The organism is Acidovorax sp. GW460-11-11-14-LB4 (genome assembly GCF_059423685.1).
In genome coordinates, this window is record NZ_JBWKYJ010000039.1 from 15,699 (window position 1) to 41,578 (window position 25,880).

Sequence of the window (25,880 nt, forward strand, 5' to 3'; positions counted from 1 at the left end):
GGTGCTGGGATTTGCACGCTCAGCCAGGGTGACCGACGAACAGCGCTGCGATGCGGCTGCGCCAGCGTTCGGCATCTTCCCGCCGGTCAAACCCGCCCAGGTGCATGGGGCGCTCGCCACGCACTGTCAGGCGCAGCACATGGTAGGGGCCGTCTTCTGAGGTGCGTTCCACCACCTCTGGTGGTGCAAAGCGATCAAACGCAATGTGCACAGTGCGGCCCACCAGCGGCCAGCGCGAGGTGCGCCGCACCTGGCGCCTAGCTGGGTCGAAATGTAGCGTCAGCAGCCGCCCCAGAGCAATCGCCAAAAACAGCGCACCCATGGCGCAGGCCGCCACCACACACGCGGCGGCCAACAGCAGGTGCAGCCACGGCGTCCGGGCCGTGGCGTGCATCACAAAGGGAACAGGAATCAGGAACATGCCCAGCGCAATGGCGCCCACAAAGAGGCGCATCGGCACCGAGATGTGCTCGGCGTAGTGCAGCCCGTCACCGGACTCGGAAAACCCGCTGGCCATGTCGATCCTTGGTCCTTCGTGCTGAGTGTCACGCCAGCTGGCGTGCAGAGGACGCCGCCCCGCGTGCGCGAAACGCGCTGAGTTTGGCACCAAAAGGCTCCAGCACCAGACCTTCTTCGGGCAAGGTGCCTGCAGCGTCCGAGGGGGCCTCCAGCGCAATGCCGCAGCCCTGGAGCAGCGCCACCATCTCCGCAGGGGCGATGGTGCCGTGTGCCAGCAAGGCGTCCACCGTGCGCCCCAGTGCTTCGCGGTGCGTGGTCAACAGCGCCTGGGCGCGCTGGTATTGCTGCTGCATCAGCGCCTCGATGGCCTCGTTGCTCGGGCCGATGTCTGTGTTGACGTGGTTGTCCATCTCCACGGTGACATCGGTGCGGGCCAGCCGCACGCCAAAGCCATGGTGGCGGATGTATCGCGCCGCCCCGGCCGTCACCTGCTTGAAGTCCTGCTCGGCCCCGGTGGTGCAGGCCATTTCGCCAAACACCAGTTCCTCCGCCACGCGGCCTGCCAAGCCTACGCACATCATGTCCAGCGCGTTCTGGCGCGTGGTGGCCTTGAGGCTGGAGAAGCTGTTGTAGCCGCCCTCGAACGAGGCAATGTTGATCTTCACCTCTTGCGGAGCGTGGCCGAACAACACGCAGTACGCCAGGCCGTGACCCGCCTCGTGCACCGCCAGCAGGGCCCGAAAGTCTGCATTGGCCCGCTGCTTGAGCCGGTTCAGCTCCAGCGTCACCGCAAACGCAGCCTGCACCGTGCCCGCAGGCCCCTGGCCCGACACCAGCAGGTGGCGCTTGTCGGGCGCCAGGTGAATGCCGAACTCCTGGTCCGTTGAGAGCTGCTCCTGCACCACCCATAACGCCGCGTTGACCAGGTTGGCGCTCAGGATCGCGTGCACCGACGAGAACAATGGCCGCGTGCCCTGCGCAGGGAACACGGCGTTGGCATACAGCTCGCTCAGCACATCCTGCCCGATGGCAAATCGCACGCCACACTGCGCGGCGATATCGTCCACATAGCGTGTGCACAGGTTATGGATGAGGCGCTCATACGTCGCCTTGCTGAACGACGGGTAGACCACATGTTCATTGCCCAGCCGCGCGATCTGCTCGGGCTTGAAGCGTTCGCCCAGCGCCTTCTTCACATCGATGAGTGAGAGCTTGCGGGTCAGGCGGTGAAAGATGTCGGCATCGGTGTCGCAGTCTTCCACGCGCTGCGCGGTCTCGTGGTACATCTCGTCGAGGTTGCCGCACACAAACACCAACAGCTTGCTGTAGTCGGTCTCCCATGCATGGCTGGACTGCTGAAAGTTGGCAAACAGCGCCTGCACCTTGGCGGGCGGCCACTGCATGATGGCGGACAGCGGCTCCTGCAGCTTCAGCATGCGCTTGAGTTCTTGCGCATCCCAGGCGTCCAGTTGAAAGCGGTAGGGCTTCTTGCCTGCGCGATCGTCGTCGCCATCTTCGGCGCGCTCAGCCTCGTAGTGCGCATCGGCCAGCTTGCGCTCGATGTTGGACAGTGCGCTCAACGCGGGTGGCAGGCGCCCGTCGGACAGCAGTGTCCACACGTCCTGGTAGCGCTCCACCTTCACGTCGGCGCCCTTGGTGTCCACCGTGCGAAACCGCTGGAACTCGTCCAGCACCAGGATGCCCGGCATGCCTTCGTGAATGCCCGAGTCGCCCAGCATGCCCGAGATGGACGAGCTGCGGTAGCTCGCGCCGTGGCTGAAGCCGTCCATCTGCACTTCCACAAACCGGTCGTAAAAGCCCAGCAGCTGGGCCAGCCGCCGCGTGAGCTGCGTCTTGCCCGTGCCGGTCAGGCCCCACAGGCAGACGATGACCGGCCGGGTGATGAGCTGCGGCAGCACGTACCAGGCGCGGATGGCATTGATCACGCGGTCGATCACATCGTCGATGCCGAGCAGATCGGCTTTCAGTTGCAACGCCGCGTGGGCCAAAGCCTGCTGGCGCTGGGCCAGCTCTGCGCTGCTGGCAACCGGTGTGAGGGGCGCGGTGGCCTGGGCACGCACAGGGTGCGCTGACTGCACCGGGGATGGATGCGCTGCCAGCGTTGGCGCACCGGCCAGCGCCGGATGCGGAGTGGGATGTCGCTGGTGTGGCGGCAGTGGGTTGTTGAAGGGATTCATGTCAATCGTTCAAGAAAGGGTTCTGGATCGCCTTGCGCAGGGCGACGTTGTCCGCACGGCGCTGGGCCCCACGGGTTCGGATGTGCTTGCCTGCCGCGCTGGACAGGCTGCGTTGGGCCAGCGCTGCGGCCACAGGGTTTCGGGGCGGGCCCGAGGCTTCGAGCTTCAGCACCAGGGGCTGCTTCATGCGACGCAGCTTCTTGATTTCACCCTGGGCGAAGGCCCGAGACAGTTTTTTGGCACTCATGGTGTGCACGTACTCCACAAACAAAAAACCCCGGCGATGGAGCCAGGGCTTGCGGAGCGCGTGAAAGAGTGCGCGGGTGCATTTGCCATGGCTGAACTGTGTGTGCACAGTCCAGCCGGGGCTGTGGACTGTGGTCAGACGGGTGCGGCGTAAAAGGCAGACATGTCGGGGACCTCCAGGGGTTCGTTCGGGCCGTGCGCCGAGGGTTGCGCTGAACAGGGGCTTGCGAAGAATGGGTGCGATTTTGGCGGCGCTGGCGGGCTTTGGCAACGAAAAGCGCTGAAAACGCGGCGAAATGTCGTACCAAAAGCACAGATGCAGCGCAGGGGGCAGGGTGCTGCTATCGATAATGCGGGCCTATGTCTTCTTCTGATCCGCATTTGCCTGCGTCGTCCCGCGTTCCTGCTCCAGCACCCGTATCTGCACCTGCACCTGCCGCGCCGCCAGCGCCGCTGCGCATCACGTTCCCCGAGTCGTTGCCGGTGTCGGGCAAGCGCGACGAGATCATGGAGGCTATCACCAAGCACCAGGTGATCATCGTGTGCGGTGAAACGGGGTCGGGCAAGACCACCCAGCTGCCCAAGATTGCGCTGGCGCTGGGCCGTGGCAAGTGCAATGCCAAGCCGGGACAGAAAGGGCAGCTGATTGGCCACACCCAGCCACGCCGCATTGCGGCCAGCAGCGTGGCCAAGCGCATTGCCGAAGAGCTGAACACGCCTCTGGGCGACGTGGTGGGCTTCAAGGTGCGGTTCCAGGACCGCCTCTCGCGCGATGCGTCCGTCAAACTCATGACCGACGGCATCTTGCTGGCCGAGACGCAGACCGATCCGCTGCTCAAGGCCTACGACACCATCATCATCGACGAGGCGCACGAGCGCAGCCTCAACATCGACTTTCTGCTGGGCTACATCCGCCAGATCCTGCCGCGCCGGCCGGACCTGAAGGTCATCGTCACCTCGGCCACGATTGATGCGGACCGGTTTGCCAAACACTTTGAAAGCGCCAAGGGTCCGGCCCCGGTCATCATGGTGTCGGGCCGCACGTTTCCGGTGGAGCAGCGCTACCGCCCGTTTGAAGAGAGCCGCGACTACGGTCTGAACGAGGCCATTGCCGATGGCGTGGACGAGCTGTGGCAGGGGAATGCGGCGGGTGACATCCTGGTCTTTTTGCCCGGTGAACGCGAGATCCGCGAGGCTGCTGACCACCTGCGCAAGCACCTGTCGCACCAGCCCGTGATGCGCAACGCCGAGGTGCTGCCGCTGTTTGCGCGCCTCAGTCAGGCCGAGCAGGACCGCATCTTTGACGGCCATACGGGCCGCCGCATCGTGCTGGCCACCAACGTGGCCGAGACCTCGCTCACGGTGCCGGGTATCCGCTACGTGATTGACGCAGGCACAGCGCGCGTCAAGCGCTATTCATTCCGCAGCAAGGTGGAGCAGCTGCTGGTGGAGCCCATCAGCCAGGCTGCAGCCAACCAGCGCGCGGGCCGCTGCGGGCGCGTGGCCAACGGCATCTGCATCCGCCTGTACGACGAGGCGGACTTCAACAGCCGCCCGCGCTTTACCGACCCCGAAATTTTGCGCAGCTCGCTGGCGGGCGTCATCCTGCGCATGAAGTCGCTGCACCTGGGCGATGTCACGCAGTTCCCGTTCATCGAGGCGCCTTCGGGTCGCGCGATTGCCGACGGTTACCAGCTGCTGGCCGAGCTGGGTGCGGTGGACGATGCGAACGAACTCACCCCCATGGGTGTGGAGCTGTCGCGTCTGCCGCTGGACCCGCGCGTGGGCCGCATGATCATCGAGGCGCGCGACCGCAAGGCGCTGGACGAGGTCCTCATCATCGCCAGCGCACTGAGCGTGCAGGACGTGCGCGACCGCCCCATGGAGGCACAACAGCAGGCTGACCAGGCGCACGCCAAGTTCGACGACGACAAGAGCGAGTTCAGCGGGTATCTGAAGCTGTGGAAGTGGATCAACGAGGCCCGGGGCGGGGCGCCCAGCCTGCCATCGGCCCGTGCCCAAAAGGCCATGGCCCAGCAGCGCGCGCCTTCGCAGGCCTTTTTGCCGGTGGCGCAGCGTTCGGTGGCTGCGGCTGCACCCCTGCCTGCCGTGTCCAGCGCTGCGGCACCCGCGCCCACCCACAAGCTCAGCAACCGCCAGTACGAGCAGCTGCTGCGTCAGAACTTCATCAGCATCCGCCGCCTGCGCGAGTGGCGCGACATCCACACCCAGCTGCTCACGGTGGTGACCGAGCACAAGTGGCAGATCAACATGCAACCCGCGAGCTACGAGCCGCTGCACCTGTCCATGCTTGCCGGGCTGCTGGGCAACGTAGGCTGCAAGAGTGACGAGGAAGACTGGTACCTGGGCGCGCGTGGCATCAAGTTCTACAAGCACCCCGGCGCGCACCTGAACAAAAAGCCCGGCCGCTGGATCATCGCGTCGGAACTGGTCGAGACCACGCGCCTGTTTGGCCGGGGCATCGCCGCCATCGAGCCGCAGTGGCTGGAGCAGATTGGCGGCCATTTGCTCAAAAAGCAGCTGCTGGACCCGCACTGGGAGAAGAAGTCCGCCGAGGTGGTGGCGCTGGAGCGCGCCACGCTCTACGGCATCGTGGTCTACAACAACCGCCGCGTGAACTTTGGCAAGGTGGACCCACACGCTGCGCGCGAGGTGTTCATCCGCGAAGCCCTGGTGGGCGGTAACTGGGAGACGCGCCTGCCCTTCCTGGCTGCCAACCAGAAGATGATCGCCAAGGTCGAAGAGCTGGAGCACAAGTCCCGCCGCCAGGACGTGCTGGTGGACGACGAACTCATCTACGCCTTCTACGACCAGCAACTGCCGCCCGAGGTGTGCAGCGGCCACAGCTTTGAAGCCTGGTATCGGGACGAGTCCAAGAAGCAGCCCGACCTGCTGAAGCTCACCCGCGAGGAGCTGATGCGCCACGAGGCCGCCGGCATCACCACCAACGCCTTTCCCAAGACGGTACGCCTGGGCGGCGTGGACTGCGCAGCCAGCTACCTGCACGAGCCCGGCGATGCGCGCGACGGCATCACCGTGACCATCCCGCTCTTTGTGCTCAACCAGGTGAGCGACGAGCGCTGCGAGTGGCTGGTGCCCGGCATGCTCAAGGACAAGATCCAGGCCCTGCTCAAAAGCCTGCCGCAGCGCCCGCGCAGCCGCTTTGTGCCGCTGCCCGACAGCGCCACGCGCCTGGCCGAGCTGCTGGGTGCGCCCGAGCGCTTTGGCACGGGCAGCCTGACCGAGGTGCTGCTCAAGCAGGTGCGCGACGAAACCTCGCTCGACGTGAAGCGCGCCGACTTCAAGCTCGACATGCTCAGCCCCCATTTGTTCATGAACTTCCGCGTGGTGGACGAGCACGGCCGCCAGCTGGGGCATGGCCGCAACCTGGGCGCACTCAAGGCCGAGTGGGGCGCCAAGGCGCGGGGCGCGTTCCAGGCGCTGGCGGGGCTCAAATTGGGCAGTACAGCCGCCGATACGGCGGATTTGAAGCAAAAAGCGCCGCAAGCGCTAGAGAAACATGCCCAGGGTGCTATCAAATCAGGAGTTAACGGGCCAGGCCTCGCGGCCAAGCCAGGCAGTACAACGCTTTCCGCACCCGTTGCACCATCGACCCCTGCGGGCCAGCGCTACACCACCTGGACATTCGGCGAGCTGCCCGAACTCATGGAGATCAGGAAGGCCGGCCAGACGCTGATCGGCTTTCCGGCCCTGATCGACGGTGGCGACGCCGTGACCATCGAAGTCTTCGACGAACCCGAGGTGGCCGCCGCCAAGCACCGCGCGGGCCTGCGCCGCCTGTTTGCGCTGCAGATCAAGGACGCCCTCAAGTACCTGGAAAAGAACATCCCCGATCTGCAGAAGATGGCTGTGGCCTATATGCCCCTGGGCACGCAGGAAGAGCTGCGCACCCAGATCATCGACGTGGCGCTGGATCGCGCCTTTTTGCTCGACCCGTTGCCCACCGACGAATACGCTTTCAAGCGCCGCGTGGAAGAAGGCCGGGGCCGCCTCACGCTGATCGCCAACGAGGTCGCGCGCCTGGCCGCCACCATCCTCACCGAATACGCAGCCGCCGCCCGCAAGATCAAAGACACGAAGAACGCGCCCGACGCGACAGCGGACGCCCTGCAGCAGCTACAACGCTTGGTCCCCAAGAACTTCATCGCTGTGGCCCCCTGGGCGCAACTGGCGCACTACGCCCGCTACCTCAAGGCCATCACCCTGCGCCTGGACAAATACCGCGCCGACCCCGCCCGCGACGCCGCCAAGCTGGCCGAGCTGCGCCCGCAAGAGCAGCGCTACTGGCGTCTGGTCGCCGAGCGCAAGGGTGCAGTGGATGCCCGCATGCAAGAGCTGCGCTGGCTGCTGGAGGAACTGCGCGTGAGCTTCTTTGCGCAAGAGCTGCGCACGCCCCAGCCGGTCAGCGTGAAGCGGCTGGACAAGTTGTGGGCGCAGGTCAATAGTTGACTGAAGTTATCTCCGGCGGTGAGACGGTTGGTCTCACCGACAAGGACCGCCATTTAGTGCAGTAGCTCGAGCGAAGCGGTCGTGTGAAGCCGTTTTTGCATCAGTGCGCCGGTATGTTTCGTTTGATCTACACCCACAATCTCCTGGAGACCGTCCACCGTGACGAAACCGTTGCGTTTCCAAAATGCAATCAGGCTGGGGCTGGGAGGTGAAACATGGAGCAAGATCGTGTCAGAAAACTGGGCTAGCTCCTTGTCGAGAAGAAGAACAACGTCGTGCCCCAGACCGCGACCGCGAAAGTCTGCATCAATGAGCAAGAAGGAAATATAGGCTGGCGATTCCTTCGTCGCGGGTTTTTGGACCGCCACGATTCCGACGACCCGGGTTATTGCTTCCTTTAGCAACACTTCGTAGAAAACACTAGAACCCAGCGTTCCTTGGGTGAGGCCCTCGAGCACAACTCGACTATCCACTTGTCTCTCATCTCGAAAAAACAGCGGAATCTTCCGATGTGTCAGCTGATTCAGTACAGCTTCAACGTAGGCTGGCCTAGCGTGAATGGAGGCAAGGGAGATATGGCTTGTCTTATGCAATTTTCTACTTTAAGGAGAGAGGGTTATTACCTGTATGCAAGGCCATTCTAAGGATCGAACGCAACGATGAACTTCATGTTCAAAACGAATCTGCGGGTTTAATGTGACACTTCGTATCCAAAACGAATCTGCGGAATTAATGTGACTTACGCGCATCACAAAATGCGAGAGCTCACTCGCGCTTAGATTGCCAAAGGTGTGATAAGGCGGAGGCGAGGCAGAATCGATGGGCTAGGGGGGCGGTCGCGTTGGCGACGCTTGCCGAGGGGCACCCCATTGTCGTGCTGAGGGCTGCGAACTAGGCTTGCGATCAAAAGGAGACTGTCTGCCCCATGCGCCCTCACTACAAGTTCTGGCCCCGCCGCCTTCCACACGCCATCACACTGCCTGCCACCTCGCTGTGGGACAACCTGGCCACCAATGCACGCCGCTACCCTGACAAGGCGGCGTTGGTGTTTTTCGGCACCACGGTCAGCTACCGGCAACTGATGGAAGGCGCGGAGCGCCTGGCTGCGCGGCTGGCCCAGCTAGGCGTGCAGCGGGGCGACCGCGTGGTGCTGTGCATGCAGAACTGCCCGCAGCTGGTAATGGCCCACTTTGCCATCCTGCGGGCCAATGCGGTGGTGGTGCCGGTCAATCCGATGAACCGGGCCGAAGAGCTCAAGCACTACATCACCGATCCCGACACCAAGGTGGCGATCACCACCGGTGATCTGGCCCCCGAGATGGCGAAGGCCAGCAATGCGTTGGCCCCTGGCGAGCGGCTGGCGCATCTGGTGGTCACGCAGTTCTCGGATGCGTTTGACGTGGCAGTGACCGGCATGGATGCGCCGCCCGAGGCGTGGATGGACTGGCTGGGCACGCGCCACCCCTTGCCGGCACTGGAGGGCGGGCAGGCCCACGCCTGGGCAGATGCCCTGGCTTGTACTGATGCGCCCCCCGCTTTGTTGGTAGGCCCGGCCGACCTGGCGCTGCTGCCCTACACCAGTGGCACCACAGGCCTTCCCAAAGGCTGCATGCACCTGCACAAAAGCATCATGCACAACACAGTGGCCGCCTGCCTGTGGGGCAATGGGTCTGCCGACAATGTGACGCTGGCGGTGGTCCCCATGTTCCATATCACCGGCATGGTGAGCGTGATGCACACGTCGATCTACTGCGGCGCCACGCTGGTCATCATGCCCCGCTGGGACCGCGACCTGGCCGGGCGCTTGATATCGCGCTACCAGGTCACCACCTGGACCAATATTCCCACCATGGTCATCGACCTGCTGGGCAGCCCGAACTTTGCCAGCTATGACCTCTCCAGCCTGGCCTATATCGGTGGCGGGGGAGCGGCCATGCCGCAGGCCGTGGCGCAGCGCCTTCTGGAGCAATATGGCCTGCGGTATGCCGAGGGCTATGGCCTGACCGAAACGGCCGCTCCGTCGCACGCCAACCCGCCGGACCACCCCAAGCAGCAGTGTCTGGGCATTCCGTTCATGAGCACCGATGCGCGGGTGATCGACCCCGACACGCTGCAGGAGCTGCCCGTGGGCGAACAGGGCGAGATCATCATCCATGGCCCCGAGGTGTTCGAGGGCTACTGGAAGCGGCCCGATGCCACGGCGTCAGCCTTCATCGAGTTCGAGGGCAAACGGTTCTTCCGTTCGGGCGACCTGGGGCGCATGGACGAGGACGGTTACTTCTTCCTGACCGACCGGCTCAAACGCATGATCAATGCCAGCGGCTTCAAGGTGTGGCCGGCCGAGGTCGAGGCGTTGATGTTCCGCCACCCTGCGATCCAGGAGGCCTGCATCATCGCGGCCAAGGACAGCTACCGGGGCGAGACAGTCAAGGCGGTGGTGGTGCTGCGCGCTACCCACAAGGACACGACCGAGCAGCAGATCATCGACTGGTGCCGCGAGAACATGGCCGTCTACAAGGTGCCGCGCATCGTGCAGTTTGTGCCGGCGTTGCTCAAGAGCGGCAGCGGCAAGGTGATGTGGCGCGCGCTGCAGGAGCAGGAAGCGCAGTGAAGGGTTGGCACCCGCCGGTTTGACAAACGCGCCGAGAAGAAAAGAGATGCCGCTACGGCGGCGGTGACGAGCCCTGCGGCGGCCGTCAGTGCGCTGCGCCCGCCATGGTCAGTTCGCCCAGGTCCCGCTCCAGCAGGGCAGGGTCGCCCAGTTGCAGCTCGATCAGGCGGCGCAGGTGGGTGACGCTGTCCAGGTCGATGCCCTTGCACAGCAGCCCGGTGTGCAGGCCCTGCACGTGGGCCACCTCGGTGGACATGGCGATGTGGTTGCCCGTGTCGGCCAGGGGGATGGTCAGTTGGCACAACGTGCCTTGCCCCAGCGTGGCCTGCGCGGGCACCATGATCAACGCGCCCTTGAGCGACAAATCCAGCACATGCACGCTGAACGCATCGGTGGCCGTGGTCAGCAGGGCCGGCGCATCAAAACCAACGCGGACGAAGTGGCGGCGTTCATGGGGCATCGCTGTCTCCTGGGCGGGGCGGGGGGTTGGGCACATGCTACCCCAACCGGCACACGGTAGTTAATTTTTGGAGGTTTTTGCAAGCATTCGTTAACATGGTTTCTCCATCACCTGGGGGGTCCGGTGTGAAACCTGGCGTGAACTGGCTGGTGCGGCGCTGTGCCGCGTGGCTCAAAGGCATTGTGTGGGCGGCCGTATTGACGGCCAGCGCCAGCATTGCAGCGGCGCCCCGCGAGCTGCGTGTGGGCGTGTACTCGAACGAACCCAAGGTGTTTGTGGATGCCGATGGCAAGGCCGCAGGCATTTTTGTGGATCTGCTGCAATTGGTGGCTGCGCGCGAGCAGTGGACCATCAAATATGTGCCCTGCAGCTGGCAGGACTGCCTGGATGCGCTGCGCGAGGGCCGGCTCGACCTGATGCCCGATGTGGCTCGCTCGCCCGAGCGCGAGATCCTGTACGACTTTCACCGCCTGCCAGTGCTGCACAGCTGGTCGCAGATCTACCGGACATCAGGCGCGCCCATCTACTCGTTGTTTGACCTGCAGGGCAAGCGGGTCGCGGTGCTCAAGGGCTCCGTGCAGCGGTCCACATTCCTGAACATGGTGGACAGCTTTGGCATCCAGGTGACTTTGGTGGATGCGCCCAGCCTGATAGATGCGTTTGCCATGGTGCAGCGGGGCGAGGCCGATGCGGTCATCTCCAACCATCTGTTCGGCAATTTCCATTCGGCCCGCTATGGCGTGGTGGACACGGGCATTGTGTTCCAGCCCGCTACGCTGTTCTTTGCGACCGGCCCCGGTCGCAATGCAGATGTGTTGGTGGCCATTGACCGATCCGTCGAGAACTGGCGCAGTGGCGCTGACCCGGCCTATGCCCAGGTGATGCGCCACTGGGGCGGGCAAGACCTTGGCGTACAGATTTCCCCCTGGGTGTGGCGGGGGCTTGCGGGCTTGGTGGCGTTCAGTTTGCTGGCTGCGTTGATGGTTGCGATCTTGCGTCGCCAGGTCCAAGAGCGTACGCGCCACTTGCGGGACAGCGAGCAAAAGCTCGCCACCATTTTGGACAGTGTTGGCGCGTTCATTTACATCAAGGGCAAGGACTACCGCTACCAGTACGCCAACCACCACACGCTGCATTACTTTGGCAGGCCGGCGCACGAAGTATTGGGCCATGACGATGCGGCGTTTTTCGACGCAGCCACGGCGCAACGGCTGAGGGCCAACGACCGTCGGGTGCTGGAGGACGGCGAGACGCTGGAGGCGGAGGAGGTGAACACGCCCGCCGCCACGGGCGAGACACGCGCGTTTTTGTCGATCAAGATTCCGCTGCGCCACGCGGATGGCAGCATTTATGCGCTGTGTGGCATCTCGACCGACATCACAGAGCGCAGCAAGGCCGAAGAATCGCTGCAGATTGCTGCCACGGTGTTTGAGTCGTTCGAGGGCATGATCGTGACAGGGCCCGACCAGAGGATCCTCAAAGCCAACCAGGCCTACGCGCGGCTGACCGGCTACACGGTGGACGAGCTGGTGGGCCAGACACCGCGCCTGCTGCACTCGGGCCGCCAGGACGCGTCTTTTTACGCGGCCATGAAGAACACCTTGCACTCCAGCGGCATGTGGCAGGGCGAGGTATGGAACCGACGCAAGGACGGCACCGAATATCCGGCTTGGATCACCATCACCACCGTGCGTTCGCCGCGCGGCGAGATCACCCATTACGTGGGTACGCAGACGGACATCTCCAGCCGCAAGGCTGCCGAAGAAGAAATCCGCCTGCTGGCCTTCTACGACCCGCTCACGGGTCTGCCCAACCGTCGGTTGATGAATGACCGCCTGCAACACAGCCTGGCCGCCAGCGCACGCTCAGGCGCGGGCGGTGCGTTGCTGTTTGTGGATCTGGACAACTTCAAGGACCTGAACGACACCCAGGGCCACGAGCTGGGCGACCAGCTGCTGCGCCAGGTCGCCGCACGCCTGGGGGGCTGCGTGCGCATGGGCGACACCGTCGCGCGCTTGGGTGGAGACGAATTTGTCGTGCTGCTGGAGGGGCTCAGCCCGCAGGCGCACGAAGCGGCCGCCCAGGCCGAAACAGTGGGGCGCACGGTACTGCAGGCTCTCAGCCAGAGCTACCAGCTCGACGGCCATTCGCACCACAGTTCTTGCAGCATAGGCATTGCGCTGTATGCCGATGCACGCGGCTCGGTGGACGAATTGCTCAAGCACGGTGACATGGCGATGTACCAGGCCAAGGGCGCAGGCCGCAACACCTTGCGGTTCTTTGACCCGCGCACCCAGGCCAACGTGACCGCGCGCACCCTGCTGGAGGCGGGCTTGCGCGACGGGCTACGCGAGGGGCAATTCTTGCTGCATTACCAGGCGCAGATCCACCAGCAGCGAGGCATTGTGGGCGCCGAGGCGTTGGTGCGCTGGCAGCATCCGCAGCGCGGGCTGGTGTCGCCCGCCGAGTTCATTCCAGTGGCCGAAGCCTCGGGCCTCATCGTGCCGCTGGGCGTGTGGATTCTGCGCACGGCCTGCCTGCAACTGGTGGAGTGGGCACGCGACCCGCAGACTGCCCACTGGTCCTTGGCCGTGAATGTGAGCGCACGGCAGTTCCGCCACAGCCACTTTGTGGACGAAGTGCTGGGCGTGCTGGAAGAAACCGGCGCCAACCCGCACCGGCTGAAGCTGGAGTTGACCGAGACCTTGCTTCTGGACGATGTGGAGGACACCATCCAGCGCATGGACACCCTGCGTGCATCGGGCCTGGGCTTCTCGCTGGACGACTTTGGCACGGGTTATTCGAGCCTGAGCTACCTCAAGCGCTTGCCGCTGGACCAGCTCAAGATCGACCAAAGCTTTGTGCGCGACCTGCTCACCGACGCCAATGACGCCAGCATTGCCCGCACCATCGTGACCCTGGCCCAGAGCCTGGACCTGGGGGTGATTGCCGAGGGGGTCGAAACCCAGGAGCAACGCGACATGCTGGCGGGGCTGGGCTGCCACACCTGGCAGGGCTACCTGTTCGGGCGCCCCGGGCCGGCGGAGGCACTGCAGCAGGCGGCTGCCAGTGCAACGGCGTCGTGATGCCGGTGGACGTATATCGGGCTTGGGCGCCGGCAGCCAAGGCCTCGCGGTACCTCCTCTCGCGCCAACAACTGTCGCCATTGGCTGACATTTTGTAGCGTCTGAAAGGTGTAAGGTACAAGAAGCCTTGTGACTCACACAGGGCCGCCCTCCCTGTGCACACACTGTTTGCGTGCACGGTGTGGCAGTCAGCAGGAGCTTTCCATGAAAAACACCATGTTTCCCACGATCCGTCTTCTTGTTTCGGGTGCGGCTGCGGCCGCGCTCCTCGGCCTGGCGGGCGGCGCGCATGCGCAGGCCTACGTCAATGCCACCGTGGGGGGCGAACTGGCACCCGGCGTGTATGGCCGCATCAACATTGGCAATGCACCGCCACCGCCGCTGATTTACGCAGAGCCCGTCATCATCCAGCGCCCTGCTGTGGTGGTGCCGCGTGCGCCCATTTACCTGTATGTGCCGCCCGGCCATGCCAAGAACTGGGGCAAACACTGCGCTCGTTACAACGCCTGCAGCCAGCCGGTGTACTTTGTGCAGGAGCCGCCCCCACGCCGTGGCAACCCGTACCAGGGTCCGCGCGGGCGCGATGACCATCGCTGGGATGACGACCGTGGACGCGGCGGCAAACACGACCGTGACCATGACCGCGGGCATGGCAAGGGTGAAGGCCGTGGCAAGGGTCATGGCAACCGGGACTGAGCGGCTTGCGACCACGGGGGCTGGCAGGTTGCGTGGACTCGGATGCGGCCCCCACACTGCACCCACCCTGTTTGCGCCATCGCAGAACCCGTGGTGGCGGCTGCGGTTAAGCTCGGGCCTCTATGGCCCAAGTCTCCTTTTCTCCCCCTTTCACTACACCGGCTGACGTCGCCAGCCAGCTGCAAAGCAGCGGCTTTGCCGTGCTCAGCCCTGAGGCCGTTGCCGAGTGGGTTGGCGCTGACCTGTCGGCGCTGCTGGCACTCAACAGCGACTGGGCAGCCTTGCCGCCCGATGAATTCCTGAAGGACGGTGGCCGCTACCGCCGCCGTCGCCACGCCTGCTTTGTGCTGCAGGAGGGCCGGATGGAGCAGGTGCCGCACCGCGCCCACTGGCAGCCCGTGGAGTACAACGCGCTGCACGGCGGCATGGAGCGCTGGTTTGCCCCCATGGAGCCCGCCACCGTGGCGCAGCCCGTGTGGCAGCAATTGCTGGCCGCGCTGGCGGGCGTGTCGGACGCCGTGTTTGCCGGGCCGCAGGCACCGGTGCCCTGGTTTGTAGAGGCGCACCAGTTCCGCATCGACACCACCGACGGCATTGGTCGCCCCACACCCGAAGGTGCCCACCGCGACGGGGTGGATCTGGTGGCGGTGTTTCTGGTGGGGCGCGAGGGCGTCAAGGGTGGCGAGACGCGGGTGTTTGAGGCCAACGGCCCTGCCGGACAACGCTTTACGCTGACGCAGCCCTGGTCTCTGCTGCTGCTGGACGACGCGCGCATGATCCACGAGTCCACGCCCATCCAGCCGCTCACAGACGGAGGCTACCGCGACACCCTGGTGGTGACCTGCCGGCGGGGCAACTTCCAGGGTGCGGACGTGGTGGGGCTGGCGCCGTCCAGGGCCTGAACACTGCGGCAGAAGTGCATCCGATTTGATGCGAATCAAGATGCGGGGTATGGTGGCGGTTCACACTGTCACCCATGGTCAGGCCACAAGCCTGGTCCCACCCCTCATTCAAGGAGTAGCACCATGTTCAAACACATTCTGGTTCCTGTCGACGGTTCCAAGACCTCCATGCTGGCCGTGTCCAAGGCCGCAGGCCTGGCCAAGACCTTTGGCAGCGCCGTCACGGCGGTGTACGTGATCGACCCCTATCCCTTCACCGGCGTTGGCGCCGACTTTGCTTACGGCCAGGCGCAATACATCAGCGCCGCCACAGCCGAGGCCAATGCCGCGCTGGACGCCACCAAGAAGGCCATGGCCGATACGGGTGTGCAGGTCACCACCGTGGTTGGGGAGGGCCATGCGGTGCACGACGGCATCCTGCGTGCGCTCGAGAGCACCGGCGCCGACCTTATCGTGATGGGCTCGCATGGCCGCCGTGGCCTGGAAAAGCTGGTGCTGGGCAGCGTCACGCAGCGTGTGCTGGGTGTAGTGCACATCCCCGTGCTGGTTGTGCGGGACTGAACACGCTCCCCCATGAAGAACGGCTCCGAAAGGAGCCGTTTTTTATTTCAGTTCTCGATGATGTCGCGCATCACCTGCTGTCCGTTGTTCGCGGACCAGGCGCTCTCCAGGCCAGTGCACCCGTGGAGCTGGCTCTGCCAGTCCACCGGGTGCGTCCCCCTCAGGGGGAAGGCGCAAAGCGCCTCAGGGGGTCACTCAATCTTCGCGCCCGAGGCTTCCACAATGCCCTTCCACTTGGCGTAGTCGGTCTTGAGCAGGGTGTTGAACTGAGCGGACGACATGGCCTCCGGCTCGGCACCCTGGGCGTGGATGGCGGCCTTCATCTCGGGGGTGGCCAGCAGCTTGTTGATTTCTGAATTGACGACGTTCACCACGGTGGCCGGTGTACCTGCGGGCGCAAACACGCCGTACCAGGTGCTCACATCAAAGTCCTTGAAGCCCGACTCGGACACGGTGGGTACTTCGGGCATGGACGAGCTGCGCTTGGCCGATGTCACAGCCAGCGGGCGCAGCTTGCCCGACTTGATCTGGGCCATGGCCGATGGCACCGAGGACATGAGCAGGTCCACGTTGCCCGACAGCGCATCCATCAGCGCAGGGTTGGAGCCCTTGTAAGGGATGTGGCTGAGCTTGATACCCGCAGCCTTTTCGAACAGGTCGCCTGCCAGATGGATCGAGGTGCCGTTGCCGGGCGACCCGTAGGTGATGGTGCCGGGCGCTGCCTTGGCAGCAGTCACCACGTCGGCCAGCGTTTTGAACTTGGAGTTCGCGCTGGTGGCAATGACCACGGGCGTGTAGGCCACATGGGCCACGGCGGTCAGGTCCTTGGTGGGGTCCCAGGGCAGGTTTTTGTACAGCCAGGGGCCGATCACCAGGTTGTCTTTCTGGCCCATGACCAGGTCATAGCCGGTGGGCGCAGCCTTGACTGCCTCGCCAATGCCGATGGTGCCGCCTGCGCCGGCGCGGTTGTCGGCCACCACGGTCCACTTGGCGCTTTCGGTGAGCTTGGTGGCCACCAGGCGCGACAGGATATCGGTGCCGCCGCCGGGCGGGAAGGGCACGATCAGGCGGATGGGCTTGGCGGGGTATGCCGCAGCGGGCGCAGGCGCCTGGGCGTGGGCCGTGGTGCCCAGCGCGAAGGCGAGGGCGGTGAAGGAAAGCAGGGTGCGCATCATGGTGAGAGGTGTCTCCGTCGGTTCAGTGGTGTGCGGGTCGCCGCCAGGCCGCTGGGTGCGGCTGCGGTGGCCCGGCTGATCTGGGGCAGCGGGCGACAATGATCGCTGATCGACTGTGGCGCTCGCGTTGCCAATAGCAGGTGGCAGCATCGCGGGTGGCGATGGCAGTGTGCGCACCCGCGTGCAGGTCAGAGGCGCTCAAAAATAGCCGCAATGCCCTGGCCGCCGCCAATGCACATCGTCACCAGCGCATAGCGGCCCTGGATGCGTTGCAGCTCGTGGAGGGCCTTGACGGTGATGAGCGCACCGGTGGCGCCAATGGGGTGACCCAGCGAGATGCCCGAGCCGTTGGGGTTGACCTTGGCCGGGTCCAGGCCCAGGTCCTTGGTCACGGCACAGGCCTGGGCGGCGAAGGCCTCGTTGGCTTCGATCACATCCAGATCGGCCACGGTGAGCCCGGCCTTCTTCAGCGCCAGCTGCGTGGCGGGCACGGGGCCGATACCCATGTACTTGGGGTCCACGCCAGCGTGGGCGTAGGCCACCAGGCGGGCCAGGGGCTTGGCGCCACGGGCCTTGGCAGCACCGGCTTCCATCAGCACCACGGCGGCGGCGGCGTCGTTGATGCCCGAGGCGTTGCCAGCCGTCACCGTGCCGTTTTCCTTGATGAAAACGGGCTTGAGCTTGGCCAGGTCGTCCATCGTGGCGCCGGGGCGGAAGTGCTCGTCGGTGGCGTACAACACGTCGCCCTTTTTGCTCTTCAAGGTGACGGGCACGATCTGGTCCTTGAACACACCGGCCTGCGTGGCGCGCTCGGCGCGGTTGTGGCTCTCGACCGCCAGCTTGTCCTGGTCTTCGCGGCTGATGCCCCACTTGGCGGCGATGTTTTCGGCCGTCACACCCATGTGGATGTTGTGGAAGGGGTCGTGCAGCGCGCCGATCATCATGTCCACCATCTTGGTGTCGCCCATGCGGGCGCCCCAGCGCATGTTCAGGCTGGCAAAAGGCACGCGGCTCATGTTCTCGGCTCCGGCGCCAATGGCCACGTCGGTGTCGCCCAGCAGGATGGACTGGCTGGCGCTGACGATAGCTTGCAGGCCCGAGCCGCACAGGCGGTTGACGTTGAATGCGGGCGTGCCCTCGGCGCAGCCGCCGTTGATGGCCGCCACGCGCGACAGGTACATGTCCTTGGGCTCGGTGTTGACTACGTGGCCGAACACCACGTGGCCCACGTCCTTGCCTTCCACGTTGGCGCGTGCGAGCGATTCGCGCACCACGATTGCACCCAGTTCTGTGGGGGGCACGTCCTTGAGGCTGCCGCCAAAGGTGCCAATGGCGGTGCGCACTGCGCTGACGACGACGACTTCACGGGTCATGGGGAGGTCCTTTCAGAGAAATTCAGGTCAAAACGGCTGCAAGCGCTAGTGAATCATGCGGTAGCAGCTATCAAAATAGGAGTAATCGGGTTCACGCCTCGCGCACGTCGGCCACCGGGTTGGTGCCGAAGTCTGCGCGCTCCAGCCAGGCGAGCACGCGGGTGGCGGCGTCGGCAGGCGATGTGAGCTGGCCACCCGTCTTGAGGTTGGCGAAATTCTGGCGGTCCGGGAAGGCGGCCGGGTCGGCGCCGCGCAGCTGGACCTGCATGTCGGTGTCGATCACACCGGGAGCCAGCGAGCATACCTTGGCCCCATGGGGCTTGAGGGCCTCGTCCAGCGCCACGCAGCGGGTGAAATGGTCCATGCCCGCCTTGGCGGCGCAGTAGGCTGCCTGCGAGGCCATGGCCCGGCGGCCCAGGCCCGAGGAGATGTTGAGCACCTTGCGCGGCACCGTCCAGGTGTCCGTCGCGCCCAGGAAGGCGGCGGTGAGCTGCATGGGCGCTTCCAGCCCCACACGCAGGGCGGTGGCCAGGTCGTCCACGTCACTGGCCGATAGCGGCGCAATGCGCGGGATCATGCCCGCGTTGTTGATGAGGGTGGCGCTGGCAAACGCCTGCGGGCCCTGGGCCTGCAGCCAGGCTTGCAGCTTATGGGCCGCCTGCTCGCCCTGCGACAGGTCTTGCTGCCACTGTTCAATGGTGACGCCTGCGGCCCGGGCCTCGGCGGCCAGGTCGTCGTTGGCACTGCGGGCAATGCAGATCAGGGTGTTGCCGCTGCGCAAAAGCTGCTGGGCCATGGCCAGGCCCATGCCGCGCGATGCGCCGGTGAGGATGTAGAGGTGGTTTTGAGGCATCCCGCCATGTTACTGCGCAGTACACAGGGGCGGGTGTCTTCACTGGCCTCTGCGTGACTCCAAAGCGGACAGCAGCAGGGCCAGCCGTGCATCCAGCGCGGCCAGATCGGCCGCCTTGAGGTCGGAAAGGATGCGGTGTTCGTTGGCCACATGGGCTTCCACGGCGCGGTCGATCAGCTCCAGCCCCTGGGGCGTGAGCTGCACGAGCGAGCTGCGGGCATCGGCCGGGTTGGGCAGGCGCTCGATCCAGCCCTGGGCTTCGAGCTTGGCCATGCGGTGCGTCATGGTGCCCGACGTGACCATGAGCGTGGAGAACAGCGTGGTCGGCGCCAGGCAGTAGGGCGCGCCACTGCGGCGCAGCGTGGCCAGCATGTCGAACTCCCAGCGGCTCAGGCCGAATTCGGCAAAGGTTTCATCCAGCCGCCGCTCCAGCAGCGCGGCGCAGCGCTTGATGCGCCCGATGGGGCCCATGGGGCTCGCGTCCAGGTCGGGGCGCTCGCGCTTCCACTGGGCCAGGATGGCGTCGACGGCGTCGGGTTGGCGTGGGGTGGCCATGGGCTTGTGGTGGTTGATTTGTCTTGAATTCGAGATTGTATGGTAGAGTTTTTGTCTTGATTTGAAGATAAATATATGGCTGCTTCACGTGCTTCTGCAAGTTCCTCCGCCTGGCTGGATGCGCTCACCACAGCGCTCGGACCGGTCATCTGGGGCTCGACCTACATCGTCACCACCGAGCTGCTGCCGCCCGACCGGCCTTTCACCGCCGCACTGCTGCGCACCTTGCCCGCGGGCTTGCTGCTAGTGCTGTGGTGCCGCCGCTGGCCGGCCTGGGGCGACTGGGTGGGGTGGCGGCGCCTGACGGTGCTGGCGGCGCTGAACATTGGCGTGTTCCAGGCGCTGCTGTTTGTGGCGGCCTACCGGTTGCCCGGTGGCGTGGCTGCGGTGGTGGGTGCCGTGGGCCCGCTGGTGGTGATGGGCCTGACCTGGGCACTGGACCACCGGCGCCCGCCCGCACTGGCGCTGGCGGCCGGGGCGCTGGGTGTGCTGGGCATGGCGGCGCTGCTGCTGTCACCCGGTGCGCGCTGGGACATGGTGGGCGTGGCTGCCGCGCTGGTGGGCACGCTGTGCATGGCAGCGGGCACGTTCTGGTCGCGGCGCTGGCGGTCTGACTTGCCGGTACTGGCGTTTACCGGCTGGCAGCTGTTGGCAGGCGGCGTGATGCTGGCGCCGGTGGCCTGGGCGGTGGACCCGCCTTTGCCCGCACTCACCCCCACCCACATCGCGGGTTATCTGTACCTCAGCCTGGCAGGCGCGCTGGTGGCCTATGCGCTGTGGTTCCGTGGCATTGCGCGCCTGCCGTCGGTGGCGGTGTCGTCGCTGGGGCTGCTGAGCCCGGTCACGGCGGTGCTGCTGGGCTGGGCGCTGCTGGGGCAGGCCATGACAGGGGTATCGCTGGTGGGCATGCTGGTGGTCCTGGCGAGCATCCTGGCCGTGCAGTGGGCCATGTCGCGCGCCATGCCGCCGGGCGGGCGCTGATCAGCACCTACTGTTTGCTATTGAATGGATAGCGGTTGGTGCATGTTCCACTAGCGCTGTCGGGCCATTGGGCTAGAAATCGGCTGCCCACTCCAGCGCTACCTGCTCCCCGGTGGTGGGGTGCGCAAAGGCCAGGTGACTGGCATGCAGCAGCAGGCGCGGGGCCTGTGCCTGCGTGGCGGCATCGGCATACAGCCCGTCGCCCAGGATGGCGTGGCCGATGGCGGCCAGGTGCACGCGCAACTGGTGGGTGCGGCCGGTGATGGGCTCCAGCTCGATGCGCGTGGTCTGCGCCGTAGCGTCTTGCGCCAGTGCGCGCCAGTGGGTCAGGCTGGGTTTGCCCACGGCGTGGTCGATGACGCGCAGCGGGCGGCGCTCCCAGTCGGCGGCAATGGGCAGGTCGATCTCGCTCCAGTCGCCGCCCGCTGTGCCCAGCAGCCCTTGCACCACCGCCTGGTAGCGCTTGTGCACCTGGCGCTCGGCAAACGCGTGGCCCAGGCGCCGCTGTGCGTCGATGTGGCGCGCCATGAGCACCAGGCCCGAGGTCGCCTGGTCCAGCCGGTGCACGATGAGCGCGCCGGGCCAGCGCTGCTGGGCGCGGGCGCTCAGGCAGTCTTGCTTGTCGGGCCCCCGGCCGGGCACACACAGCAGCCCGGAGGGTTTGCACAGCACCAGCAGGTCGTCGTCTTCGTACAGCGCCTGTACGCCATCTGCCACGGGTTCAGGCAGGGTCATGGCCCACGATCAGCCGCTGCACGGTGGCGCAAAGTTCTTCCACGTCATTGGGTTTGTGGATCAAGGCTTGCGCGCCTTCGGCCAGCGCGGCCTGTTCGATCTCGGCCGTGACGTAACCCGAGGCCAGTGCCACGGGCAGGTCGGGGCGGATGAGGCGGGCCTCGCGCACCAGGTCCACGCCACAGAAGCCGGGCATGTTGTAGTCGGTGACCAGCAGGTCGTAGGCCTGCGGATCAGCCCGCAACGCAGCCGTGGCCTCGTGCGGGTCCGTATAGCCGCTCACCTCGTAGCCCCGGCGGCGCAGCAGGCGCTGCACCAGGAAGACCAGGGCCTGGTCGTCGTCCACGTACATCACATGGTGCTTCTTGCCAGGCGCACCGCCGGGTGGTTCTGCAGGCTCCGGTCCAGACGTCGTGGCGGCCAGTGGCAAGGCCTGCGCGGCGGGGCTGGGCTGCGCACCAGCAGTCGCACCGGTGGCGACCGGAAAGTACAGCGTGAACCGGCTGCCCTGGCCCGGCGTGCTTTGCACATCCACGCCGCCTTCGTGTGTGCGCATCACGCCATGCACCACCGCGAGGCCCAGGCCGGTGCCCTGGCCCACGGGCTTGGTGGTGAAGAAGGGCTCGAAGATGCGCTCCAGCGTGGCAGCGTCCATGCCGGGGCCGGTGTCGCGCACTGTCAGGGCCACGTAGTCGATGGGCGCGAGGCCCAGGCGCTCGGTCAGGCGCTGGTCAGGCTGCACGGTGGCGGCCTCCACATGGATGCTGCCGCGCTCGGTACCAATGGCATGGACGGCGTTGGTGCACAGGTTGAGCAGGGCCTGCTCGACCTGCGTGGCATCGGCCAGCACGGGCGGCAGGCCCGCCTGCAGTTGCATGTGCAGCTCGATGGCCGGAGGCAAGGTCACGCGCAGCAGGCGCTCGGTGTCGTGCACCACCTCGGCCAGCGACACGGCCGAGCGCTGCGGGGGCTCGTTGCGGCTGAAGGTGAGGATCTGGCGCACCAGGTCGCGCGCGCGGCGGCCGGCCTTGTCGATCTCCAGCAGGCTCTCCAGCACGGGCGAGCCTGCTGCGCAGTCGGCCTTGGCCAGCTCCACATTGCCCAGAATGGCGCCCAGGATGTTGTTGAAGTCGTGCGCGATGCCCCCGGCCATGGTGCCCACGGCCTGCATCTTGTGCGACTCGCGCAGCTGGGCTTCCAGCTCGTTGCGGTGCGCCTCGGCCTTCTTGCGGCCGGTGAGGTCGCGGGCGAAGACGGTGGTGGTTTCCCCGTCGGCATGGCGCTCGAACGACACGCTCACCTCCACCGCCAGCTCCTTGCCGCTGGCGGTGAGGGCCGTCATCTCGCCCAGCAGGGCCTGCGTGGTGAGCTGGGCAAATGCCAGCGCCTGCGCCGCGTCGGGCAAAAAACGGTCGAGCGTGCTGCCCAGCGCGTCGCTGGCACTGCACTGGAACAGCGCGGCCGCCGTGGGGTTGAACACGGTGATGCGCTGGTGCTGGTCCACGCAGATGATGGCGTCCAGCGCGGAGTTGATGACGGCCTCCAGCCGCTTTTCGCTGGCGCGGATCTGCTCATTGCGCTGCTGCAGGGTCTCGGCACTGTGCTGCAAGGCCTGGCGCTCGGCCAGCAGCGGGCCCTGGTCGATCACCGCGCACAAAAACTGCGACAGCGGCGGGCCGCTGGTCTGCGGTGCATCGATGTGGGCAATGTGCAGGTCGCCGGTGATGCGCGTGGCATTGCTGATGGTGAAAACCACCTCCTTGACCTCGCTGTGCCCCAGGTCCTGCGCCTGGGCAAAGGCTTCGCGCACGCGCGCGGCGTCTTGCGGGCACACAAAAGGCATCAGCGCGGTCAGTGGCCGGTCGCGCTCGGTGGGCTGGAAAGAGCGGTGCGCCATGGAGTTGGCCTGCACCACCATATCGTGGTCGTCCACCACCATGAGGGCCAGTGGCACGCTGGCAAACAGGGTCTCAAAGCGTTCGTACGCGCTCTCGGCCACGGCCTGGCTGTAGCGCAGCACCTTGTTCTGGTTTTCCAGCTCGGCCTGGTAGGCGCGCAGCTCGGCCACCAGGCCCTCTGCCGAAGCGCCGGGCGTGCGGGAGTGGGGGACAGGCGGGCGAGGCATGTGCTCTGCGGCTGCGGGCTGGCGGCCTGCAGGGTCCAGAAAAGACAGGTCGGGTTCACTCATGAAGGGGCGCGGTCAGCCGGGTGCGTGCCCGGGCGCTCGCCCAGGCTTTCTCAAGTGTACGCCCGCCCATCCGGCATCACGCGATGGCGGATGCACCAACAGAGCGCGGTTGCAAAGCGCTTGTGTGTCGATTGTTGATGAATTGCGAACAATCCGTTTCTTTGGCAGGGCTTACCGAACCACCGTGGCATGCCTACAGTTCCACCATCGATACATCCCTTGATCCACAACTTCTTTCAGGACGCTGCCATGACCACAGACACCACTCTCGCTCAACCCCTGCTGAACAAGCTGCAATGGCGCTACGCCGCCAAGAAGATGAACCCCGCCAAGAAGGTGCCGCAAGAGAAGGTGGAGCGCATTTTGGAAGCCGCCCGCCTGGCGCCCACCTCCAGCGGCCTGCAGCCGTTCGAGATCATCGTGGTGACCGACCCCGCTGTGCGCGCCAAGATCCAGCCCATCGCCTGGAACCAGGCCCAGATCACCGACGGCTCGCACCTGCTGGTGTTTGCGGCATGGGACAACTACACGGCCGACCGCATCAACATGATGTTCGACCTGACCAATGACCAGCGTGGCTTCAAGAACGAAGGCTGGGAAAACTACCGCCAGATGCTGCTCAGCAGCTACCCCCAGCGCGATGCCGAAGTGAACTTCCAGCACGCAGCCCGCCAGGCCTACATCGGCATGAGCGCAGCCCTGATCGCTGCGGCCTTTGAAGAAGTGGACTCGACACCCATGGAAGGCTTCGACCCCAACGCGCTGGATGAAATCCTGGGCCTGCGTGCGCGCGGCCTGCGCAGCGTCGCCATCTTGCCGCTGGGCTACCGCGCCGACGAAGGCGACTGGCTGGTGAACCTGAAGAAGGTGCGTCGCCCCCGCGAGCAGTTCGTGACCGAAGTCTGAGGATCTCCTCCTCAGGCACAAAAAAGGCTGGACAGTGGTCCAGCCTTTTTTGCGTGGGGAGCTTCAGCGCGCGGCGGGCGCTGCATCCGTCACGCGGCGCATGGGTGTGAGCACAAAAGCCAGTGCCGCCAGCACCACCAGCGTTCCGCCGCTGGCGGCAAACAGCTGGGTGAGCGTGATGCTCTTCATCACCCAGCCCGTCACGGCGGCAGAGATTGGCGCAAGGCCCATGAAGATGAACATGAACAGGCTCATCGCGCGGCCCAGCAGGGCGGGGGGGACCCGGTGCTGGATCCATGTGAACACGCTCACCTGCATGAAGCCGCCGAGCAGTCCGATGACCAGCATCAGCACTGCGCCTTGCCACACGGCGGTGATCAGGCCCAGCGGCATGAACAACGCGCCAATGATGGCGTCGAACGCAAGAATGGTCATGCCCAGGCTGCCGAACCGCAGCCGTGGCACCATGCCCGACACCACCATGCCCAGCAGCGTGCCCGCGCCGTGGGCGCCCACGATGATGCCGAAGGCGGCGGCACCGAGCTGCGGGCTGCTGCTGGCCAGCACCGGAATGGCGATGTGGATGGGTCCCATGATGAACAGGGCAATGGCGCTCCAGTACAAAAAGCAGGTGCGCAACTCGCTGTCACGCCAGAAATGACCCAAGCCCTGCGCCACCGAAGCGAGCACCGCCTGTGGCGCGGCCGTCGGGGCGGAAAGATCCGCAAGGCCCGCACGCGTCTGCACCTTGGACAGCGTCCAGGCCGACACGGCGAAGCTCAGCGCATCCAGCGCGAAGGCGATGCCGATGCCTGTGGCGTTGGCGTGTGCTGGCGCATCCGCAGCGGTGTGGCCCGCGCCACCGGCGCCAAACAGGGCAATCAACAGCCCCGCGAGCAAGGGCCCCAGGAACATCGTCAGCTGCCGCAGGCCCAGGCTGATGCCGTTGGCGGCCTGCAGCTGGGGGCGTGCCACCACCGACGGCATCATGGCCGTGCCCGCCGGAATGCTGAAGGCCGTGGCGAGCCCTATGCCCAGCGACAGCGCGTACACCATCCACAACGACAGCGTGCCCGCAAACACCAGCCCCGCCAGCGCGGCCAGCAGGACCAGGTTGACGTATTTGGTGATCATCAGCACCTGTTTGGGCGAATGGCGGTCTACCAGCGCGCCGCCGATCAGGATGAACAAGGCGCGCGGCACGCTGATGAGGGCCAGCACGGTGCCCAGCACCAGCGTGTCGCCGGTCATCTGCAGCACCAGCCAGGGCAGTGCGATCAGCGTGAACTGGTCGCCCAGCATGGACAGGGCAGAGCCGCCAATCATCCAGCGGAAGTTGGGGTCCTGCAGCAGTGCGGCGCGCGGGTCTGCGGGTGGGATTGCAGGGCCTGCGCCGGGTGGGTG

At 65.6% G+C, this 25,880-nt stretch carries 20 protein-coding genes; 8 read left to right on the forward strand and 12 right to left on the reverse strand.

Annotation, left to right across the window (positions count from 1 at the left end; translation table 11 throughout):
* Nucleotides 1–19 precede the first annotated feature (19 nt).
* From AC07X4_RS14710 to AC07X4_RS14720, 3 genes are read right to left on the reverse strand one after another with little or no spacing between them, the layout of a single operon-like run.
* On the reverse strand, nt 20–517 hold the full coding sequence (locus AC07X4_RS14710; RefSeq protein WP_494740491.1) for a hypothetical protein: 498 nt from the start codon (nt 515–517) through the stop codon (nt 20–22).
* 28 nt (nt 518–545) lie between these two features.
* Nucleotides 546–2,657, reverse strand: coding sequence for an AAA family ATPase (locus tag AC07X4_RS14715; RefSeq protein ID WP_494740492.1), 2,112 nt, complete (start codon nt 2,655–2,657; stop codon nt 546–548).
* A gap of 1 nt (nt 2,658) precedes the next feature.
* Complete coding sequence (locus tag AC07X4_RS14720) at nt 2,659–2,904, reverse strand: hypothetical protein (RefSeq protein WP_015014345.1); 246 nt, start codon at nt 2,902–2,904, stop codon at nt 2,659–2,661.
* 359 nt (nt 2,905–3,263) lie between these two features.
* On the opposite strand from AC07X4_RS14720, the gene hrpA reads away from it, so the two are divergent.
* Complete coding sequence (gene hrpA, locus AC07X4_RS14725; RefSeq protein ID WP_494740493.1) at nt 3,264–7,394, forward strand: ATP-dependent RNA helicase HrpA; 4,131 nt, start codon at nt 3,264–3,266, stop codon at nt 7,392–7,394.
* A gap of 53 nt (nt 7,395–7,447) precedes the next feature.
* Here the strand turns inward: hrpA and AC07X4_RS14730 are convergent, their stop codons facing one another.
* Nucleotides 7,448–7,867: a GNAT family N-acetyltransferase gene (locus AC07X4_RS14730; protein ID WP_494740494.1), complete on the reverse strand. Its 420-nt coding sequence runs from the start codon at nt 7,865–7,867 to the stop codon at nt 7,448–7,450.
* Between the two features lie 452 nt (nt 7,868–8,319).
* Here AC07X4_RS14730 and AC07X4_RS14735 point away from each other — a divergent pair, with 452 nt between their 5' ends.
* On the forward strand, nt 8,320–10,005 hold the full coding sequence (locus tag AC07X4_RS14735) for a long-chain fatty acid--CoA ligase (RefSeq protein WP_494740495.1): 1,686 nt from the start codon (nt 8,320–8,322) through the stop codon (nt 10,003–10,005).
* Nucleotides 10,006–10,090: 85 nt separating this feature from the next.
* Here AC07X4_RS14735 and AC07X4_RS14740 read toward each other — a convergent pair whose 3' ends face one another.
* Entirely contained in the window at nt 10,091–10,465 is a 375-nt protein-coding gene (locus AC07X4_RS14740) for a PilZ domain-containing protein (protein WP_056067655.1), read from the reverse strand.
* Nucleotides 10,466–10,590: 125 nt separating this feature from the next.
* Between AC07X4_RS14740 and AC07X4_RS14745 the strand changes: the two genes are divergently transcribed.
* The 4 genes from AC07X4_RS14745 (at nt 10,591) to AC07X4_RS14760 (ending at nt 15,710) form a co-directional block, all read left to right on the forward strand.
* Entirely contained in the window at nt 10,591–13,551 is a 2,961-nt protein-coding gene (locus AC07X4_RS14745) for an EAL domain-containing protein (protein WP_494740496.1), read from the forward strand.
* A 204-nt stretch (nt 13,552–13,755) separates the two neighbouring features.
* The gene (locus AC07X4_RS14750) at nt 13,756–14,247 is read left to right on the forward strand and encodes a hypothetical protein (RefSeq protein ID WP_056067657.1); all 492 of its coding nucleotides are present in this window, start codon (nt 13,756–13,758) and stop codon (nt 14,245–14,247) included.
* Between the two features lie 122 nt (nt 14,248–14,369).
* A complete protein-coding gene (locus AC07X4_RS14755; protein WP_494740497.1) occupies nt 14,370–15,149 on the forward strand; it encodes a 2OG-Fe dioxygenase family protein in 780 nt (259 codons plus the stop codon).
* Nucleotides 15,150–15,272: 123 nt separating this feature from the next.
* On the forward strand, nt 15,273–15,710 hold the full coding sequence (locus AC07X4_RS14760) for a universal stress protein (protein ID WP_494740498.1): 438 nt from the start codon (nt 15,273–15,275) through the stop codon (nt 15,708–15,710).
* A 191-nt stretch (nt 15,711–15,901) separates the two neighbouring features.
* Here AC07X4_RS14760 and AC07X4_RS14765 read toward each other — a convergent pair whose 3' ends face one another.
* The 4 genes from AC07X4_RS14765 to AC07X4_RS14780 form a co-directional block, all read right to left on the reverse strand.
* Nucleotides 15,902–16,885: a tripartite tricarboxylate transporter substrate binding protein gene (locus AC07X4_RS14765; protein WP_494740499.1), complete on the reverse strand. Its 984-nt coding sequence runs from the start codon at nt 16,883–16,885 to the stop codon at nt 15,902–15,904.
* Between the two features lie 188 nt (nt 16,886–17,073).
* Nucleotides 17,074–18,258 (reverse strand): beta-ketothiolase BktB, encoded by a 1,185-nt coding sequence (gene bktB, locus AC07X4_RS14770; protein WP_494740500.1) that lies wholly within the window; start codon nt 18,256–18,258, stop codon nt 17,074–17,076.
* A gap of 91 nt (nt 18,259–18,349) precedes the next feature.
* Nucleotides 18,350–19,111 carry an SDR family NAD(P)-dependent oxidoreductase gene (locus tag AC07X4_RS14775; protein ID WP_056640525.1) on the reverse strand — a complete coding sequence of 254 codons (762 nt, stop codon included), beginning with the start codon at nt 19,109–19,111 and terminating at the stop codon, nt 18,350–18,352.
* A gap of 39 nt (nt 19,112–19,150) precedes the next feature.
* The gene (locus tag AC07X4_RS14780; protein ID WP_056746174.1) at nt 19,151–19,666 is read right to left on the reverse strand and encodes a MarR family winged helix-turn-helix transcriptional regulator; all 516 of its coding nucleotides are present in this window, start codon (nt 19,664–19,666) and stop codon (nt 19,151–19,153) included.
* 75 nt (nt 19,667–19,741) lie between these two features.
* Here AC07X4_RS14780 and AC07X4_RS14785 point away from each other — a divergent pair, with 75 nt between their 5' ends.
* Nucleotides 19,742–20,647 (forward strand): EamA family transporter, encoded by a 906-nt coding sequence (locus AC07X4_RS14785; RefSeq protein WP_494740501.1) that lies wholly within the window; start codon nt 19,742–19,744, stop codon nt 20,645–20,647.
* Between the two features lie 72 nt (nt 20,648–20,719).
* Here AC07X4_RS14785 and AC07X4_RS14790 read toward each other — a convergent pair whose 3' ends face one another.
* Together AC07X4_RS14790 and AC07X4_RS14795 are read right to left on the reverse strand one after the other, a co-directional pair.
* Nucleotides 20,720–21,382 (reverse strand): RluA family pseudouridine synthase, encoded by a 663-nt coding sequence (locus AC07X4_RS14790; RefSeq protein WP_146871069.1) that lies wholly within the window; start codon nt 21,380–21,382, stop codon nt 20,720–20,722.
* Complete coding sequence (locus AC07X4_RS14795; RefSeq protein ID WP_494740502.1) at nt 21,369–23,570, reverse strand: PAS domain-containing hybrid sensor histidine kinase/response regulator; 2,202 nt, start codon at nt 23,568–23,570, stop codon at nt 21,369–21,371. Before AC07X4_RS14795 ends, AC07X4_RS14790 begins: the two co-directional genes overlap by 14 nt.
* Nucleotides 23,571–23,819: 249 nt before the next feature.
* Here AC07X4_RS14795 and AC07X4_RS14800 point away from each other — a divergent pair, with 249 nt between their 5' ends.
* Nucleotides 23,820–24,476, forward strand: coding sequence for an NAD(P)H-dependent oxidoreductase (locus tag AC07X4_RS14800; RefSeq protein ID WP_056067837.1), 657 nt, complete (start codon nt 23,820–23,822; stop codon nt 24,474–24,476).
* A gap of 63 nt (nt 24,477–24,539) precedes the next feature.
* On the opposite strand, the gene AC07X4_RS14805 is transcribed toward AC07X4_RS14800, so the two are convergent.
* A complete protein-coding gene (locus AC07X4_RS14805; RefSeq protein ID WP_494740503.1) occupies nt 24,540–25,856 on the reverse strand; it encodes an MFS transporter in 1,317 nt (438 codons plus the stop codon).
* Nucleotides 25,857–25,880: the final 24 nt, after the last annotated feature.

Excerpts from the sequence above, each read along its gene's own strand:
- AC07X4_RS14710 (WP_494740491.1), bottom strand. The coding sequence starts at position 517 with ATGGCCAGCGGGTTTTCCGAGTCCGGTGACGGGCTGCACTACGCCGAG.
- AC07X4_RS14715 (WP_494740492.1), bottom strand. The coding sequence starts at position 2,657 with ATGAATCCCTTCAACAACCCACTGCCGCCACACCAGCGACATCCCACT.
- AC07X4_RS14720 (WP_015014345.1), bottom strand. The coding sequence starts at position 2,904 with ATGAGTGCCAAAAAACTGTCTCGGGCCTTCGCCCAGGGTGAAATCAAG.
- hrpA (WP_494740493.1), top strand. The coding sequence starts at position 3,264 with ATGTCTTCTTCTGATCCGCATTTGCCTGCGTCGTCCCGCGTTCCTGCT.
- AC07X4_RS14735 (WP_494740495.1), top strand. The coding sequence starts at position 8,320 with ATGCGCCCTCACTACAAGTTCTGGCCCCGCCGCCTTCCACACGCCATC.
- AC07X4_RS14740 (WP_056067655.1), bottom strand. The coding sequence starts at position 10,465 with ATGCCCCATGAACGCCGCCACTTCGTCCGCGTTGGTTTTGATGCGCCG.
- AC07X4_RS14750 (WP_056067657.1), top strand. The coding sequence starts at position 13,756 with ATGAAAAACACCATGTTTCCCACGATCCGTCTTCTTGTTTCGGGTGCG.
- AC07X4_RS14755 (WP_494740497.1), top strand. The coding sequence starts at position 14,370 with ATGGCCCAAGTCTCCTTTTCTCCCCCTTTCACTACACCGGCTGACGTC.
- AC07X4_RS14760 (WP_494740498.1), top strand. The coding sequence starts at position 15,273 with ATGTTCAAACACATTCTGGTTCCTGTCGACGGTTCCAAGACCTCCATG.
- AC07X4_RS14765 (WP_494740499.1), bottom strand. The coding sequence starts at position 16,885 with ATGATGCGCACCCTGCTTTCCTTCACCGCCCTCGCCTTCGCGCTGGGC.
- bktB (WP_494740500.1), bottom strand. The coding sequence starts at position 18,258 with ATGACCCGTGAAGTCGTCGTCGTCAGCGCAGTGCGCACCGCCATTGGC.
- AC07X4_RS14775 (WP_056640525.1), bottom strand. The coding sequence starts at position 19,111 with ATGCCTCAAAACCACCTCTACATCCTCACCGGCGCATCGCGCGGCATG.
- AC07X4_RS14780 (WP_056746174.1), bottom strand. The coding sequence starts at position 19,666 with ATGGCCACCCCACGCCAACCCGACGCCGTCGACGCCATCCTGGCCCAG.
- AC07X4_RS14785 (WP_494740501.1), top strand. The coding sequence starts at position 19,742 with ATGGCTGCTTCACGTGCTTCTGCAAGTTCCTCCGCCTGGCTGGATGCG.
- AC07X4_RS14790 (WP_146871069.1), bottom strand. The coding sequence starts at position 21,382 with ATGACCCTGCCTGAACCCGTGGCAGATGGCGTACAGGCGCTGTACGAA.
- AC07X4_RS14795 (WP_494740502.1), bottom strand. The coding sequence starts at position 23,570 with ATGAGTGAACCCGACCTGTCTTTTCTGGACCCTGCAGGCCGCCAGCCC.
- AC07X4_RS14800 (WP_056067837.1), top strand. The coding sequence starts at position 23,820 with ATGACCACAGACACCACTCTCGCTCAACCCCTGCTGAACAAGCTGCAA.